Origin of the sequence: Agromyces allii, from assembly GCF_009749385.1 — a bacterium.
GTDB lineage: Bacteria > Actinomycetota > Actinomycetes > Actinomycetales > Microbacteriaceae > Agromyces > Agromyces allii.
The window spans coordinates 418,396-435,168 of record NZ_WBIN01000001.1 but is presented as its reverse complement, the minus strand read 5'-3'; the positions used below and the strand labels follow the sequence as shown (position 1 = coordinate 435,168).

Below are 16,773 nucleotides of genomic sequence, written 5' to 3'. Positions count from 1 at the left end.
CGCGTGCCCGGCCTCAGCCGGTGACGCGCGTGCGCATCTCGAGCACGGGCGTGCCCTCGTCGTCGACGAGCTCGAAGGCGATGCGGGCCTCGCCGAGGGCTCCGAGGGAGCCGACGTGCGTGCCGCCGCAGGGGATCTCGGCCGTGCCGTCGGGCAGCTCGGCGACCCACGTGCGTCGATCGGTGAGTGCGTCGCCGGCACGGTCGACGCGCACGGGGGAGCCGGAGGAGATCCACCACACGACCGTGGCCGTGACGGTCTGGGCGAGCACGTCGAGGTCTTCGTCGACGAGGCTCGCGACATCGAACCCGGCCCGGCGCAGCGACTTGTTGAGGCGGTACCGGTCGACCGATCCGAACGGCTCGATGCGGCTCGACGCGATCGCGATGCCGTCGAAGTCGGGGCGGCCGAGCGCGTCGGTGCGAGCCGGCTTCGACCACCGTGACTCGAGGGCCGCGTTCAGGGCGAGGGATGCCGCGTGGCAGGCCGTGTGGCCGAGCGAGAGGGCGTGCCGCGCCGCAGGATCGGCCGTGATGACGACCTCGTCGCCCTCCGCGATCGCGGCGCCCGCGTCGACCAGGTGCGCGACGAGGAAGGCCCAGCCCTCGGTGCCCTTGCGCACGGGGATGTCGGAGCCGACGAAGAGGTCGGTGCCGTCGGTCGCGGCGACCACCGCGTCGAGCACGGCGGACTCGGTGCCGTCGACGGCGATCGTGCCGACGTCGGCGGGCTGGTCGGGCCAGGCCGCGTCGACCGGGTGGAAGCTCGTGACATCGGTCAGCACGGCGACCCGCCCGTCGGCGAGGGGCTCGACGTGCAGCACGACGGCGCGCTGGACGAGCTCGCCCGACGGGTAGGTGACGCGGGTGTCCTGCGCGGGGAGGGTCATCGGGCGGTGCTCAGGCCCGGTCGCTTCGGCCGAGGAAGCTCATCGGGATCGCCATCGAGATCGCGATGCACACGATCCCGGCGAAGAACACGATCGCCTCGAACCCGACGATGTGCGTGGCGTTGCCCATGAGCCACATGCCGAACACGAACACGGCCATGGCGATGATGAACAGAACGGCGCTCACGACGACCTCCTCGACGAACTCGCGGCGTGATCACCGCACGAGGGCAGTCTACCGAGCGGATGCCGCGTCGCGCCGCCCGTCACTCGGGAATCGGCCCCAGCCAGGCGTTCGCCACGGTCGAGTGCGCCGACTCGTCGTCGGAGGGGTGGAAGATGCCCGCGAGCACGTCGCGGTAGAGCCGCCCGAGCTCGGATCCGGCGAAGTAGCTCGATCCGCCGGCGACGCGCACGGCTTGGTCGACCACCTGCTTCGCGGTCTCGGTGGAGCGGATCTTCACGCCGACGAGCTTCGCGAACCACTTCGAGCCGTGGTCGACGAGCCCGTCGAGGTCACGGGCGACGGCCAGCAGCTGCGGTTCGAGGGCTTCCTGGGCGAGCGCGGCATCCGCGATGCGCCAGCGGATGTCGGGGTCGTGGGCGTACGGCGCGCCGTCGCGCTTCATCGACGTGCGCCGGTGCGCCGCAGCCACCGCGAGGTCGAGCGCACGCGCGCCGATGCCCGCGTAGACCGAGGCGAGCAGCAGCTCGAAGCTCGCGAAGATGCCGAACACGAGCGGGTCGGCGTTCGGCCCCGGGTCGAGCCGCCGCACGATGCGGTCGGCTGCCGCGTACGCGCCGTCGAGCACGGTCGTGCGGCTCTGGCTCGCGCGCATGCCGAGCGTGTCCCAGTCGTCGAGGATCTTCACGTCGGGGTCTTCGCGGTCGATGAAGCCGTAGACGAGCTTCGGGGCGTCGGCCGACGTCGTGTCGAGCCCCATGGTGCCGAGCCTGGTCCACGCGGGCGAGAGCGAGGTGAAGATCTTGCGGCCCGCGTAGCGGTACCCGCCGTCGGGCTGCGGGTCGGCCGTGGTCCTCGAACCGAACAGCATGAGGTCGTTGCCGGCCTCGCTGATGCCGAACCCGAAGACCTCGCCGGCGCCGGCCTCGCGCTGGAGGAACTCGAGCGTGTCGTCGCCGCGATCGGCGAGGATCTTCGCGACCGCGGTCCACACGAGGTGCATGTTCACGGCGAGGGCCGTCGCGGGCGCGGCGCCGGCGAGGCGCATCTGCCCGCGCACGGCGTCGTCGAGCCCCCAGCCGAGCCCGCCGAACCGCGTCGGGACGAGCGCGCGCAGGTAGCCGATCTCGAGCAGCTCGGCGAGATCCTCGTCGAAGAACACGTTGTCGCGGTCGTAGCGCGCGGCGCGCTCTCGGAAGCGTTCGAGCAGGTCGTCGTCGAGCAGGGTCTCGGGGGGCGTCGTCGCGGTCACGTCGCCAGATTACGCCCGGGGCGCGAGGTCTCGGTCGGATGCCGCGGCCTCCGAAGCACCCGAGGCGGCGGGCTCCGCGGGCGGGTCGGCCGGCCCGCCGGCCCCGGCATCGGCCGCTGCGGCGCCCGCCGCGGCACCCGTCGCTCGGGTGCCGCGCCCGCGAACGAGCCGGAGGACGGCGAGGACGGCCATGGCGACGACGAGCCCGGCGAGCAGCCACGGCAGCAGCACGCCGATGATCACGCCGGCCCAGCCGAGGAAGAGCAGCAGGCCGTTCCATCCGGTGACGAGTCCTCCCCAGAAGCCCTCGGGTGCGGGCTCCGGCGCGACCACGACCGGCACCGTCGAGAACCCGACGGTCAGGGTCGAGTAGGCGATGCGGTCGTCGAGCCCGTCGCGCTGCTGCACGAGCGCGTCGAGGTCGGCCTGTCGTGTCGTGAGCTCGGACTCGATCGCCATGAGGTCGCCGATGTCCTTCGCTTCGGCGAGCAGGGCCGTCATGCGCCCGATCGAGGTCTCGAGGGCGCTGATGCGGGCATCGAGGTCGTCGTGCTGCTGCGAGACGTCCGTCGCGTCCATGGTGACCGAGGTGACGTCGCCGAGCTCGCGGAGCTCGCCGAGCACGGGGTCGAGCCGGTCGGCCGGGATGCGAAGCGTCAGCGACGCCGAGGCCGACTCGGGGTCGCCGGTCGGCCCGGGGTTCTCGGTGCGCTGGTCGACGCGCCCGCCCGCCTGCTGCGTGATGCGCACCGCTTCGGCCGCGGCATCCACCGGGTCGTCGACCGTGATGCGCACGTCGCCCGTGGTGACCACGCTGCGTTCGGCCTCGACCGCGCTCGACGAGGCGTCGGCGTCGGCGCCCGCTTCGGCGTCGAGCGTCACCGCACCGTCGAGCGACTCGGCACCGGCCGGTGCGTCGAGCGCAGGGGCCTGCTGCGACATCGACGCGTCGCTGCCGGCCGAGCAGCCGGCGAGCAGGGCGATCAGCAGCACGGCGCCGGCACCCGCGATCGGTGCGACGGCGCCGCGTCGTCGCCTTCGGGCGAGCGGATGCCGGTGGTCGCCGGCTTCTGCCGTCGACTGCTGATGACGCTCGACTCCGATGCGGGTGCTGCGCTGCGAGGCTCTCATGCGCACACCGTAGCGCCGAGCGCGAACCCGCTGTCTGGGCGCCGACTGGGAGTGCGATCACGATCGCATTGCGCTTTGCTGGGAGTCGTCGAACGGCCCCAACGAACCGCGTCGCCCGCTCGTTCGGCGGCAGTCGGCGCCGAGTGTCGGGCGGCGCCGCGCTCAGTCGAAGTCGGGGTCGCGGCCCGTTCGCTCGCCCGACTCGAGGGCCGCGATCGCCGCGAGGTCGACCTCGTCGAGCTCGAAGTCGAACACGTCGAGGTTCTCGCGCAGGCGGGCCGGCGACGAGGCCTTCGGGATCGCGATGACGCCCTGCTGCACGTGCCAGCGCAGCACGACCTGCGCGGGGCTCCGGTCGTGGCGGGCGGCGATGAGTGCGAGCGTCGGATCGTCGAGCACGCGCCCGCGCGCGAGCGGCGACCACGCCTCGACCCGGATGCCGCGTGCCGCGTGGTCGTCGCGCAGCTCGCGTTGCGGCAGCCACGGGTGCAGCTCCACCTGGTTGACGGCCGGCGCGACGCCGGTCTCGGCGACGATGCGATCGACGTGGTGCACGTGGAAGTTGGAGACGCCCACCGAATGCACCCGGCCCTCGGACTGGAGCCGCACGAGCGCGCGCCACGTGTCGACGTAGAGATCGGTCGACGGCACCGGCCAGTGGATCAGGTAGAGATCGAGCGTCTCGAGGCCGAAGTTCCGCATCGAGACGTCGAACGCGCGCAGCGTCGCGTCGTACCCGTTGTCGTCGCGCCAGACCTTGCTCGTGACGAAGAGGTCTTCGCGGGCCACGTCGCTCTCGCGCACGGCCTGCCCGACCTCGGCCTCGTTCGCGTAGAACGCGGCCGTGTCGAGGTGCCGGTAGCCGGCGTCGATGGCCGCGAGCGCCAGGCCCGTGGCATCCGTCGCGGGCACCTTGTAGAGCCCGAAGCCGAGCTGCGGGATGCGGGCACCGCCGGCGAGGTCGAGCCGGGGGGCGAGGGGGAGTGGGGCGTCGGTCACGGGAGCTCCGATCAGCTCGGCTGCATGGGCACGGGTTCGGTGTCGGGGATCGGGCTCGCGTCGCGGCCCCGCAGGTCGGGATGCCATCGGCGGCCGAGCGCGGGCACGAGCACGCCCACGAACGCGAAGCCCGCGGCGATCCAGAACGCGCCCTGTGCGCCGTAGCCGTCGATGGAGAAGCCCGCGAGCGCCGAGCCGAGCGCGGCGCCGATGAGCTGTCCGGTGCCGACCCAGCCGTAGGCCTCGGCCGTGTCGGAGAACTTCACGCTCGCGGAGACGATCGAGAACAGCACGGCGAGGGCGGGCGCGATGCCGATGCCCGCGATGAACAGGGTCGCCGAGAGCCACCAGAAGTCCATGACGAACGCCGCGAGCGCCATGCCCGCGAACACGATGAACATGCGGCGGGCCGTGGCCCACGGGCCGATCGGGATGTGTCCGAAGAGCAGGCCGCCGGCGAGCGATCCGACCGAGAAGATCGCGAGCACGAGTCCGGCCTCGGGCCCGCCATGGCCGAACACCGCGACGACACCGGCCTCGACCGCGGCGCACGCGCCGATGAGGAGGAACCCGACGACGGTCGCGAGCAGCACGGCCGGCCGGCTGAGCACGACGCCGAACCTGCGCTTCGAACGCGGGATGCGCACGCGCCCGAGCTCGGGCGAGCTGATGAACCACGCGCCGCCGATGACCATGAGCACCGCGGCGAGCATGATCGCCCAGATCGTGCCGATCTGCGTCGCGACGAGGGTCGTGATGACCGGGCCGACGACCCAGATGATCTCCTGAGCCGACGCGTCGAGCGAGAAGAGCGGGGTCAGCTGGCGGGAGTTGACCATCTTCGGGTAGATCGTGCGCACGGCCGGCTGGACGGGCGGCGTCGCGAGGCCCGTGATGAAGCCGACGGTCATGTAGAGCGGCACGGTCAACGGCAGGAGCCCGATCGACACGATGCCCGCGACGCACAGGATCGTGGTGACGATGAGCACCGGGCGCATGCCGAGGCGGCCCATGAGCCGGCTCGTGAGCGGGCCCGCGATCGCCTGGCCGATCGACGTGGCCGCGAGCACGAGGCCCGCCGAGCCGTACGACCCGGTCGTCTGCTCGATGTGCAGCAGGAACGCGAGCGAGAGCATGCCCGACGGGAAGCGCGCGGTGAGCTGGGCGGCGATGATGCGAGCGACGCCCGGGGTCTTCAGGAGATCGGTGTAGCTGGCCACGGTGGCACCACTCTATCGAGGCGGATGCCGCGGGCGAGGGTACGTCGGGGCGCGTCCGGCGCGCGCGGGTGGACGCCGCGTCGGTTGCTGGCGTCAGCCCGCGAGCGCCTTCGCGATGCGCTGCGGCGAGACGGATTCGGCGGTGCGGAGCTCCTGCGCGAAGAGGCTGACGCGCAGCTCCTCGAGCATCCACCGCACGCGCACGAGCCGTTCGGGCGCCTCGGGGTCGATCGGCACCCGCCCGCCCGCGGCCTCGAACGCCTCGAAGGACGGCGTGAACTGGTTCATCGCCTGCCGATCGCGGCCGGGATTCTCGACGAGCTTCGCGATGCGCGCGGCGATCGCGTCGAGGTAGCGCGGCAGGTGCCGCAACCGCTCGAGGCCGGTCGCCGACACGAACCCGGCGGGCACGAGGCCCTCGAGCTGCGCGCGCGCATCGCCGAGCGAGGACATGAGGTTGATGCTCGACGCCTTCGAGATCGCCCGGTCGACCTCGCGCGCCGTGCGGAGGATGCGGGCGACGAGTGCGACGGTCTCGAACATGCGGTCCATGATCGTTGCGGCGACGGCGTCGCGCACGGCCTCGAACTCCTCGCGCGTGCGGAGGAGCCCGTCGGGGTGCCTGGCCCGCAGCTCGGCGTCGACGCACGCCGCGACGCAGTCGTCGAGCAGCGCGCGCGTTCCCGTGTAGGAGCTCGTGGCGAGGGCGAGCTTCTCGTCGTTCGACAGGTGCTCCTGCACGTAGGCGACGGGCGTCGGCGTGGCGAGCACGAGCAGGCGACGGATGCCGCGGCGCGACGCCCGATCGCGCTCCTCGGCCGTGGCCACGAGCCGCAGCGCCACGCCCGTCTTCTCGTCGACGAGCGCGGGGTACGCGCGGATCACGTTGCCGGCCTGACGCGTGTCGAGGTGGGCGGGCAGGTCGTCCCACTCCCACGCCGTGATGCCCGAGCGCTCGGCGAGCGCGGGATCGACCGCGGCGGGCGGCGTCGCGGGCGCCCCGCGGCGGGCGTCGGACGCCGGGCCGGATGCCGCGTCACGACCGGGTCGGCGTCGGCCACCGGCATCCGGAGTCGCCGTGATCGCCTTCGCGACGGCCTCGCGCGTGCGGTCGGCGAGCTTCGCCTGCAGGGCGGCGAGGTCTTTGGAGGTGCCGAGCGTGCGGCCGCGCTCGTCGGCCGCACGGTACGTGACGCGCAGGTGCGGCGGCACGCGCTCGAGGTCGAAGTCGCTCGGGTCGACGGGCGCGTAGGTCAGCGCGCGGATCGTGCGCCCGACCACGGCCGTGAACGCGTCGCGCCCCTCACCGCGCTCGGGGCCGGAGGGCAGTTCGGCGGCGATCTTCGCGGCCCATTCGGCCGCCGGCACGACCTGCCGGCGGATCACCTTGGGCAGGGTGCGCAGCAGCGCCGTGATGAGCTCGTCGCGGAGGCCGGGCACCTGCCAGTCGAAACCGGCGGGGCTGATGCGCGGCAGCAGCACGATCGGCACCACCACGGTCACGCCGTCGTCGTCGGTGCCGGGTTCGAACCGGTACGAGAGCGAGTACGTCTGGTCGCCCTGCTTCCACCGGTCGGGGAACCCGTCGCCCGAGTCGGCCACGGCGTCGTCGCCGAGCAGGTCGGCGCGCGTCATCGTGAGCAGGTCGGGGTTTCGACGGTGCTCGGCACGCCACCAGCGTTCGAACGCCCGCACGTCGGCGACATCCGCCGGCACCCGAGTCTCGTAGAAGCGCATGACCGTCTCGTCGCCCACGAGGATGTCGCGGCGGCGCGTGCGCTCCTCGACCTCGCCGAGCTGGCGCAGCAGTTCGCGGTTGGCGCGCACGAAGCCGAAGACGCGCCGGTCGAGGCGACCGGAGTCCCAGTCCTCCTCGACGAGCGCGTGGCGCACGAACAGCTCGTGCGCCAGCTCGGGGTCGACGCGGGAGAGCTGGATGCGGCGCTTCGCGACGATCGGCACGCCGAACAGCGTGATCTTCTCGTCGGCGACGGCCGAGCCCTGGCGGCGCTCCCAGCGCGGTTCACTGAACGAGCGCTTCGCGAGCGGGCCCGCGAGCTGCTCGGCCCACGCCGGATCGATGGCCGCGTTCGTCCGGGCGAAGAGCCGGCTCGTCTCGACGAGCTCGGCGCTCATGATCGCGGCCGGCGGCTTCTTCGCGAGCGCGGAACCGGGGAACACCACGAAGCGCGTGCTGCGGGCGCCCACGAACTCCGCCTGCTGGCGACGGCCCTTGCGTTCGGACTCTCGCGCCGAGCCCGCTCCGCCGCGACCGGTCGAGGTCTTCGAGTCGTCGCGCAGGCCGATCTGCGAGAGGAGGCCCGCGAGGAGCGCTCGGTGGATGCCGTCGCCGTTGGGCTCGCCCGCCTCGTTCGCGATATGCAGGCCGAGCGGCTTCGCGAGGCTGCGCAACTGGCGCACGAGGTCCTGCCACTCGCGGATGCGCAGGTAGTTCAGGTACTCCGACTTGCACATGCGCCGGAACGCGCTGCCCGAGAGCTCGCGCTGCTTGGCCTCGAGGTGGTTCCAGAGGTTCAGCAGCGTCAGGAAGTCGCTCGTCTGGTCGACGAACCTGGCATGGAACCCGTCGGCGACCTCGCGCCGCTCGAGCGGGCGTTCACGCGGATCCTGCACGGTCAGGCCCGCGACGATCGCGAGCACCTCGCGCGAGACGCCCTGCGTCTTGGACTCCAGCACCATGCGGGCGAAGCGGGGTTCGATCGGCAGGCGCGAGAGCTGCCGGCCGATGCGCGTGAGCTGCGGGCCACGGGCGGCCGTGCGGTCGCGGTCGCCGCGGTCGCGACCGCGCCCGCCACCGGCATCCGCTCGCTCGTCGTCTTCTGCCCGAGCGGCCCGCTCGCCGCGCCCGGCCCGGTCGCCGCGGTCGTCTTCGAGGGCGCCGAGCTCGCGCAACAGGTCGAGGCCGTCGCGGATGCCGCGCCCGTCGGGCGGCGTGAGGAAGGGGAACTCCTCGATCGGGCCGAGGCCGAGCGATGCCATCTGCAGGATCACGGCCGCGAGGTTCGTGCGCAGGATCTCGGGGTCGGTGTACTCGGGCCGGCGCTCGAAGTCGTCTTCGGAGTAGAGGCGGATCGCGATGCCGTCGCTCGTGCGGCCCGAGCGGCCCGAACGCTGGTTCGCCGACGCCTGCGAGATCGCCTCGATGGGCAGTCGCTGCACCTTCGAGCGCACCGAGTATCGGCTGATGCGCGCGGTGCCCGCGTCGACGACGTAGCGGATGCCGGGCACCGTCAGGCTCGTCTCGGCGACGTTCGTGGCGAGCACGACGCGTCGACGCAGGCCGGCGACCTTCGACGGCTCGAACACCTTGTGCTGGTCGGCCGACGAGAGGCGCCCGTAGAGGGGGAGCACCTCGGTCTCGCCGCCCCGCCCGCCGCGGGCCGTGCCGTAGTGCGCGCGCACCGCCGCCTCGGCGTCGCGGATCTCGCCCTCGCCCGAGAGGAACACGAGCACGTCGCCCGACGACTCCCGGTCGAGCTCGTCGAGGGCGTCGAGGATGCCGCGCTGCACGTCTTTGTCGTCGGCCGCGGCGCCCTCGTCGTCGCTGTCGTCGCCACCGGCGCCCGCGCCCTGCTCGGCGACGAGCGGGCGGTAGCGCACCTCGACGGGGTAGGTGCGGCCCGAGACCTCGATCACGGGGGCGGGCACGGGCTCGGGCAGCGGCGCGCCCGCGGCATCCGTCTCGCTCGCGAAGTGCCGCGCGAAGCTCTCGGGGTCGATCGTCGCGCTCGTGACGATGACCTTGAGGTCGGGTCGGCGGGGGAGCAGACGCTTGAGGTACCCGAGCAGGAAGTCGATGTTGAGGCTGCGCTCGTGCGCCTCGTCGATGATGATCGTGTCGTACTTGCGCAGGTCGCGGTCGCGGTGGATCTCGTTCAGCAGGATGCCGTCGGTCATCACCTTGATACGCGTCGCATCGCTCACCTTGTCGGTGAAGCGCACCTGGTAGCCCACGAGGTCGCCGAGCTCGACCTGCAGCTCCTCGGAGATGCGCTCGGCGATCGTGCGTGCGGCGATGCGACGAGGCTGCGTGTGCGCGATCGACGTGCGGCCGAGCTCGAGGCAGATCTTCGGCAGCTGCGTGGTCTTGCCCGAGCCGGTCGCGCCCGCGACGATGACGACCTGGTTCTCGCGCAGGGCGCGCGCGATCTCCTCGCGCTGCCCCGAGACGGGCAGTTCGGCGGGGTAGGTGATCACGGGGATCTGCGCAGGCGTCGACATCAGCCCTCCATCGTATGTCGCGTGCGGGCGGTGCGGGCGTCGCGCTCCGGCTTCGCCCTCGGCGCAACCCCTGTCGCCGTCACGACGCCCGTGATGGGATGGAGGCATGACCGATCAGCTCGTTCCCCGTGTCCAGCTCAACGACGGATTCTCGATCCCCCAGCTCGGGTTCGGGGTGTTCAAGGTCGATCCGGGCGAGACCGAACGCATCGTGAGCGACGCGCTCGAGGTCGGCTACCGTCACCTCGACACGGCTCGCATCTACGGCAACGAGGAGGGCGTCGGGCGCGCGATCGCGGCTTCCGGCATCCCGCGCGAACAGCTGTTCATCACGACCAAGCTCTGGAACGACGACCAGGGCGATGCGGCGAAGGTGCGCGACGCGTTCGACGCGAGCCTCGAACGACTCGGGCTCGAGTACGTCGACCTCTACCTCATTCACTGGCCGACGCCCGCACGCGACCGCTACGTCGAGACCTGGCGGGCGTTCGAGCAGCTGCGCGACACCGACCGCACCCGGTCGATCGGCGTCTCGAACTTCCTCGCGCACCACCTCGAGCGGATCATCACCGAGACCGGCATCGTGCCCGCGGTCGACCAGATCGAGCTGCACCCGTACCACCAGCAGCGCGCGACCACCCAGTTCGCCGAGTCGAGCGGCATCGTGATCGAGGCATGGGGCCCGCTCGGGCAGGGCAAGTACCCCCTCCTCGAGCTGCCGGAGGTGACCGCCGCGGCCGCCGCCCACGGGGTGACGCCCGCGCAGGTCGTCATCCGCTGGCACCTGCAGCGCGGCCACGTGGTGTTCCCGAAGTCGAACCGCCGCGAGCGCATGGCCGAGAACTTCGACGTGTTCGGCTTCGAGCTCACGAGCGACGAGATGGTCGCGATTACAGGCCTCGAACGCGAGGGCCGCGTGAGCTCGCACCCCGACGAGGTCAACTGAGCGGATGAATCGACTCGCCGCGGCGCTCAGCCCGTACCTGCGCTCGCACGCCGACAACCCCGTCGACTGGTACCCGTGGGGTGAGGCGGGGTTCGCGGCGGCCCGTGAGCGCGACGTGCCCGTGCTCGTCTCGATCGGCTATGCGACCTGCCACTGGTGCCATGTCATGGCGCGCGAGAGCTTCAGCGACCCCGCCGTGGCGGCGTACCTGAACGAGCACTTCGTGGCGATCAAGGTCGACCGCGAGGAGCACCCCGACGTCGACGCGAGCTATCTCGCGGCGGCGTCGGCGTTCACGAAGCAGCTCGGCTGGCCGCTCACGGCGTTCGCGACCTCCGAGGGGCGCGCGTTCTACGCGGGCACGTACTTCCCGCCGCGGGCGGTGCAGGGCGTTCCCGCGTTCATGGACGTGCTCGTCGCCGTCACGGATGCCTGGCGCGAGCGCCGCGACGAGCTCGACGAGACCGCGGGTGCCGTGGCCGAGGCGCTGGCCGCGTCATCCGTCGCCTCGACCTCGGGCGCGTTGCCCGGGGCCGTCGAACTCGCCGGCGCGGTCTCGGCGCTCGCCGCCGATGAAGATCGGGTGCACGGCGGATTCGGCGGTGCGCCGAAGTTCCCGGTCGCGCCCGTGCTCGACTTCCTCGTCGCGTCCGGCGCCGAGGGGCGCGCGCTCGCCGAGCGCACCCTGCTCGCGATGGGCCGCTCGCCGCTCCGCGACCCGGTCGAGGGCGGGTTCTTCCGCTACGCGACGCGCGCCGACTGGAGCGAGCCCCACTACGAGCGCATGCTCACCGACAACGCGCTGCTGCTGCGCGTGCTCGCAGAACTCCTGACCGGCGCGGATGCCGCGGGGTCGGCGTCGCGCGATGAGCTGGGTGCGCTCGCCGCCGGGGTCGCCGACTTCCTTCGCGAGGTCATGCAACTCTCGTCGGGCGGGTTCGCGAGCGCGCAGGATTCCGAGAGCCTGGTCGACGGCGCGCGCACCGAGGGCGGGTACTACGCCCTCACGCGCGACGAGCGGAGGTCGCAGCCGCCGCCCGCGCTCGACGACAAGGTGCTCGCGGGCTGGAACGGACTCGCCATCGGGGCGCTCGCCCGATTCGGGGCCGTGCTCGGCGGATCCGACGGCGCCGCCGCCGTGGAGTCCGCACGGCGAGCCGCCGACGCGGTGCTCGCCCTGCATCTGCGTGCCGACGGCACGCTCGTGCGCGCGTCGCTCGGCGGTGAGGTCTCCGGTGCCGTGGCCACCCTCGAAGACGTGGGCATGCTGGCCGGCGGACTCATCGACCTCGCGCTCGCCACGGGAGCGGCGTCGTACGCGGTGACGGCACGCGCGCTCATCGACGGTGCCACCACGGCATCGGGATTCGCCGCACCGGGCGGAGCCGACCCCGTGCTCGCGGCGCGTGGACTCGCCCTCCCGTCGGATCCCGCCGAGGGCGCGACGCCGTCGGGACTCACGGCCTGCGCCGATGCCGCGTGGCGCCTCTTCGCGCTCGGAGCGGGCGAGGCGTATCTCGGGCTCGCTCGCGGCGCGATGGGCGAGGTCGCCGGCATCGCCGTGACCCGGCCCATCGCCTTCGGCGGCTCGCTCGCCCTCATGGCGCGCCTCGACGCGCCGCTCGTGCAGCTCGTGACGGTCGTCCCCGACCCGGTTCCGGATGCCGCGGCCAGGACGCCCGCATCGGAGGAGGAGCTCGTGGCCGAGAGCCGTCGGCATGCGGCATCCCTCACGGCGATCGTCACCGAGGCCCAGGCGAGCGCCTTCGCGGCGGCCGGATTCGAGCTGTTCGAGGGCCGCACTGCGCTGCGCGGCGCGCCCTCGGCCTATCGCTGCGCATCGTTCGTGTGCGCGCTGCCCGTGCACGCTTCAGTCGATCTCGCGGCGCTCGCGGTCCTCGGCTGATCGATCGATCGCCCCTGCCCTATCTCAGTTGCGCCTCAACGCTGAGGCGCAACTGGCAGAGGCGATGCGCGAACGACTCCGCCTGGCTTCGCCTCGGTTCTCGGCGCGTCGCTCGGGCTCAGCGTGGGTCGCGCTCCCGAAGCGCGTTGCGCACCCGGTCGTACGCGGCGTCGGAGAATGCGACGATCCGCACTTCGTCGACGCGGGTCGGCGTCGACTCGATCGTCTCGACGGCCGCCGCGACCGCATCGTCGAGGGGCCACGCGTAGACGCCTGCGCTGATGAGCGGGAATGCCACCGTGCGTGCACCGAGCTCCTCGGCGACCTCGAGCGATCGTCGGTAGCAGGACACGAGCAGCGAACGATCGCGCTGTCCGGCGGCGAAGTTCGGGCCGACTGTGTGGATCACCCAGCGCTCCGGCCGTCGTCCACCCGGCGTCGCCGGTCGCGAGCCCGTCGGGGAACCGCGCGATGCAGTCCCGGAGGATCGCCGGGCCGCCGGCCCGGTGGATTGCGCCGTCGACGCCGCCGCCGCCGCGCATGCCGTTGTTCGCGGCGTTCACGATCGCATCGACGTCCTGCGTCGTGATGTCGCCGAGCACGGCGGTGATGACGGGCACCGTTCCAGTGTCCAGCATCTCCGGCCGAGCTCGTGCGGAGCGCACCGGTGAACCCGGGATCGGTCGGGCCGTACCATGAGGGCGTGACTTCACCCTCGGATCCGCAGCGGGCGACCGGCGTCCGCACCGTCGTGCTCGCGGCGGCGCTCGACGTCGTGCTCGTGATCGTGTTCGCGGTCATCGGTCGCAGCAGCCATGCCGAGGGGCTCGACCTCATGGGCGTCTGGGGCACGGCCTGGCCGTTCCTCGCCGGCGCCGCGGTCGGCTGGCTCGTCGCACGCGCGTGGCGTCGCCCGCTCGCCGTCTGGCCGACCGGGGTCGTCGTCTGGGTCGCGGCCGTGGTCGTCGGCATGCTGCTGCGCGCGGCATCCGGTCAGGGCACGGCGATCGCGTTCGTCATCGTCGCGACCCTCACGCTCGCACTCCTGCTGCTCGGATGGCGGGCGATCGCCGGGCTCGCGACCCGGCTCCGGGTAAAGCGCGGCCGGCCCGCGGCATCCGGAACCGAGGCATCGGGGAGCACCGACTCGGGGAGCACCGTCCCGTGAACCCGATCGAGTGGCTGTTCGACGCGCAACTCGTCATCGGCGACCAGGTGATCCTGTGGCGCGAGATCGTCGGCAACCTGTTCGGCCTCGCGAGCGCGCTCGGCGGACTGCGGCGCAAGATCTGGGCGTGGCCCGTCGGCATCGTCGGCAACGCGCTGCTCTTCACGGTGTTCCTCGGCGCGGTGTTCGACACCCCGAACCCCGTGAACCTGCTCGGGCAGGCCGCTCGGCAGGTCATGTTCATCATCGTGTCGATCTACGGCTGGGTGCGCTGGTCGCAGCATCAACGTGCGGGCGGTGGCGACACCCCGGCCGTCGAGCCGCGATGGGCCGGCTGGAAGGTGCGCGTGCTCCTCGGCGTCGGCATGGTCGGCGGCACGCTCGTGCTCACGCCCATCTTCCGGGCGCTCGGCTCGTTCGAACCCGTGTGGGCCGACGCGTGGATCTTCATGGGGTCGCTGCTCGCGACCTACGGCATGGCCAAGGGCTGGACGGAGTTCTGGCTCATCTGGGTCGCGGTCGACCTCGTCGGGGTTCCGCTGCTCATCAGCGCGGGGTACTACGCGTCGGCGTTCCTGTACCTGTTCTACGGAGCGTTCACGATCCTCGGGTTCATCACGTGGATGCGCGTGCAGCGGCGCGCGGCCCGGCTGACCGAGCTCCCGGGCTGACCGAGCTCCCGGGCTACCAGGCCGACGGAACCCGGTCGAGCACCTTCCACACGGCCGAGCTCAGTTCGGGGTGCTCGAGCGCGATCTCGCGCAGGAGGTCGAACTCGAACTTCGCGGCCGCACCCTCGCGCGCGGCGGGGTGATAGGCGCGGGCCCGTGCCGGGATCCACCGCTCGTCGTGCAGGCGCTCCTCGCGGAGCGTGGCGACCACCTGCTCGTCGACCGACGGAAGGTCGGGCAGGAAGACCCACGGGTCCTCACCGAGTCGGCATCGCAGCTCGATGAGCGCAGAGAGCTCGTCTCTGGCGTCTTGCCGCAGGTTCTCCAGCATCGTCGCGTGTGTCATGGCGACCTCCCCTCGCTGTCTCGATCGTAACCAACGCTACGGGGGCCGTGTGTCGCGCGGGTTACGGGGCGTCACCCCAGATGGACATCGGATGTCACGGGCGTGACGCCCGATGACACCGGTCGTGCCCGCGCGGCGTTTGGTTGAATGGACGGATGGACGCGCACCAGGCCTTCGACCCCGACCGCACCGGCACCGCGACGGCCGAGCGCCGGGCTGAGCTGCTCGGGCGCCTGCGCGACGACCTCGAGTCCGCGCGGTTCCACGTCGCGTCGCTCGAGTCGCTGTGGGGCGCCGAAGCGGCGGCCGCGCTGCACCGCGCACAGCGCGTGCCCGCGAGGCGGGTGCTCGACGCCAGGCGCGCCGAGCACGCGGCATCCGCCGACCTCGCGACCCTCGCCGAGCTGTTCGTGCTCGGGCTGACCGTTCCGCGCGCCGAGCTCGCGCACGCGCTGCCCGCGCTCGGGGTCGACGGGGCGATCGAGCTCGGGCTGGTCGGCACGGCCCCTGAGGCGGCACACGTCGACGACGCCGGGCGGGCGGAGGCGGCGGCCACCGGCATCCGCCCCCTGCTCGACCTGCGGCCCTACGCCTTCACCGACGCGCGCGGCGCGGGGCACTGGTGGATCCTCTCCGACCTCGGCGAACTCGCGCTCGGCCATGCCCTCGGCGAGCACCACGTGCTCGGCGTCGGCGGCGCCTCGTCGACCCTGTCGGGCCTGATGATCCCGGATGCCGCGGCCAGCGTGCTCGACCTCGGCACCGGCTGCGGCATCCAGGCGATGCACGCGTCGCGGTTCGCCGAGCGCATCGTCGCGACCGACATCTCGGTGCGGGCGCTCGAGATCGCGCGCATGAACATGGAGCTGAACGGCATCGACGGCGTCGAGTTCCGCCTCGGGAGCCTCTTCGAGCCGGTCGCCGGCGAACGCTTCGACCGCGTGGTCTCGAACCCGCCGTTCGTCATCACGCCGCGCCGCGACGGCGTGCCCGAGTACGACTACCGCGACGGCGGCATGGTCGGCGACGGCATCGTCGAGGCCGTGATCACGGGGGTCGGCGCGCACCTCGAGCCCGGCGGCGTCGCCCAGCTGCTCGGCAACTGGGAGTACCGCGGCCGCGACGACGCGTTCGACCGCGTCGCCGACTGGGTCGAGCGCAGCGGCCTCGACCACTGGATCGTCGAGCGCGAGGTGCAGCACGTCACCGAGTACGCCGAGACGTGGATCCGCGACGGCGGCACCCGGCCGGGCGCCGAGTTCGATCGGCTCTACGACGCCTGGCTCGACGACTTCGCCGACCGCGGGGTGCGGCAGGTCGGGTTCGGATACGTGCTGCTGCGCCGGCCGGCGACATCCGACGCCCCTCGTCTCGCGCGTCTCGAACGCCTGCTCGGACCGCTCGGCGGCGACGGCGCGACGCTCGGGTCGCATCTCTCGGACTGCCTCGTCGCGCATGACGCGCAGGCGCGACTCGACGATGTCGAGCTCGCGGGGGCGCGGCTCGTGGTCGCACCCGACGTCACCGAGGAACGGCACCACTGGCCAGGCGACGAGAACCCGACCGCGATGCTGCTGCGCCAGGGCGGCGGGTTCGGGCGGGCGATCACGCTCGACACGGGGCTCGCCGCGCTCGTCGGCGCCTGCGACGGCGACCTCGAGGTCGGGCAGATCATCGCCGCGATCGCGCATCTGCTCGAGGTGGATGCGGCGGCGCTCGCCGCGGAGCTGCTGCCCGCCGTGCGCACGCTCGTCGACGACGGGATGCTGCGCTTCGCGGACCCGGACCCGGACCCGGCTCCGCCGGTCGAGTAGCGAAG

At 72.6% G+C, this 16,773-nt stretch carries 13 protein-coding genes and 1 pseudogene; 5 read left to right on the top strand and 9 right to left on the bottom strand.

The window, feature by feature from the left end; all coding sequences use genetic code 11:
* Positions 1-13: 13 nt before the first annotated feature.
* The 7 genes from GQR16_RS01950 to GQR16_RS01925 all read right to left on the bottom strand — a co-directional run bounded on the left by GQR16_RS01950 (position 14) and on the right by GQR16_RS01925 (position 9,917).
* Positions 14-889 carry an alanyl-tRNA editing protein gene (locus GQR16_RS01950; protein ID WP_157413451.1) on the bottom strand — a complete coding sequence of 292 codons (876 nt, stop codon included), beginning with the start codon at positions 887-889 and terminating at the stop codon, positions 14-16.
* 10 nt (positions 890-899) lie between these two features.
* A complete protein-coding gene (locus GQR16_RS19550) occupies positions 900-1,076 on the bottom strand; it encodes a hypothetical protein (RefSeq protein WP_170298391.1) in 177 nt (58 codons plus the stop codon).
* A gap of 79 nt (positions 1,077-1,155) precedes the next feature.
* Positions 1,156-2,325: an acyl-CoA dehydrogenase family protein gene (locus GQR16_RS01945; protein ID WP_157413450.1), complete on the bottom strand. Its 1,170-nt coding sequence runs from the start codon at positions 2,323-2,325 to the stop codon at positions 1,156-1,158.
* Between the two features lie 9 nt (positions 2,326-2,334).
* Positions 2,335-3,456 (bottom strand): DUF4349 domain-containing protein, encoded by a 1,122-nt coding sequence (locus tag GQR16_RS01940; RefSeq protein ID WP_157413449.1) that lies wholly within the window; start codon positions 3,454-3,456, stop codon positions 2,335-2,337.
* Positions 3,457-3,618: 162 nt separating this feature from the next.
* Positions 3,619-4,455 (bottom strand): aldo/keto reductase, encoded by an 837-nt coding sequence (locus GQR16_RS01935; RefSeq protein ID WP_246200394.1) that lies wholly within the window; start codon positions 4,453-4,455, stop codon positions 3,619-3,621.
* 11 nt (positions 4,456-4,466) lie between these two features.
* Complete coding sequence (locus tag GQR16_RS01930) at positions 4,467-5,675, bottom strand: MFS transporter (RefSeq protein WP_157413447.1); 1,209 nt, start codon at positions 5,673-5,675, stop codon at positions 4,467-4,469.
* A 93-nt stretch (positions 5,676-5,768) separates the two neighbouring features.
* A complete protein-coding gene (locus GQR16_RS01925; protein ID WP_157413446.1) occupies positions 5,769-9,917 on the bottom strand; it encodes a DUF3418 domain-containing protein in 4,149 nt (1,382 codons plus the stop codon).
* A 106-nt stretch (positions 9,918-10,023) separates the two neighbouring features.
* On the opposite strand from GQR16_RS01925, the gene GQR16_RS01920 reads away from it, so the two are divergent.
* Both GQR16_RS01920 and GQR16_RS01915 read left to right on the top strand, forming a co-directional pair.
* Positions 10,024-10,863 carry an aldo/keto reductase gene (locus tag GQR16_RS01920; protein ID WP_157413445.1) on the top strand — a complete coding sequence of 280 codons (840 nt, stop codon included), beginning with the start codon at positions 10,024-10,026 and terminating at the stop codon, positions 10,861-10,863.
* Positions 10,864-10,867: 4 nt separating this feature from the next.
* Entirely contained in the window at positions 10,868-12,769 is a 1,902-nt protein-coding gene (locus GQR16_RS01915) for a thioredoxin domain-containing protein (RefSeq protein ID WP_157413444.1), read from the top strand.
* Positions 12,770-12,887: 118 nt separating this feature from the next.
* On the opposite strand, the pseudogene GQR16_RS01910 reads toward GQR16_RS01915, so the two are convergent.
* Positions 12,888-13,272, bottom strand: a pseudogene (locus GQR16_RS01910) (macro domain-containing protein); the annotation flags it as partial.
* A gap of 200 nt (positions 13,273-13,472) precedes the next feature.
* Here GQR16_RS01910 and GQR16_RS01905 point away from each other — a divergent pair.
* Positions 13,473-13,937, top strand: a complete 465-nt coding sequence (locus tag GQR16_RS01905) for a DUF3054 domain-containing protein (protein ID WP_157413443.1) — start codon at positions 13,473-13,475, stop codon at positions 13,935-13,937.
* The gene (pnuC, locus tag GQR16_RS01900) at positions 13,934-14,608 is read left to right on the top strand and encodes a nicotinamide riboside transporter PnuC (protein WP_157413442.1); all 675 of its coding nucleotides are present in this window, start codon (positions 13,934-13,936) and stop codon (positions 14,606-14,608) included. The genes GQR16_RS01905 and pnuC overlap by 4 nt, the downstream gene beginning before the upstream one ends.
* A gap of 13 nt (positions 14,609-14,621) precedes the next feature.
* On the opposite strand, the gene GQR16_RS01895 is transcribed toward pnuC, so the two are convergent.
* Positions 14,622-14,954 carry a hypothetical protein gene (locus tag GQR16_RS01895; protein ID WP_067874622.1) on the bottom strand — a complete coding sequence of 111 codons (333 nt, stop codon included), beginning with the start codon at positions 14,952-14,954 and terminating at the stop codon, positions 14,622-14,624.
* Between the two features lie 155 nt (positions 14,955-15,109).
* Here GQR16_RS01895 and GQR16_RS01890 point away from each other — a divergent pair, with 155 nt between their 5' ends.
* Complete coding sequence (locus GQR16_RS01890; protein WP_157413441.1) at positions 15,110-16,768, top strand: DUF7059 domain-containing protein; 1,659 nt, start codon at positions 15,110-15,112, stop codon at positions 16,766-16,768.
* Positions 16,769-16,773 lie beyond the last annotated feature (5 nt).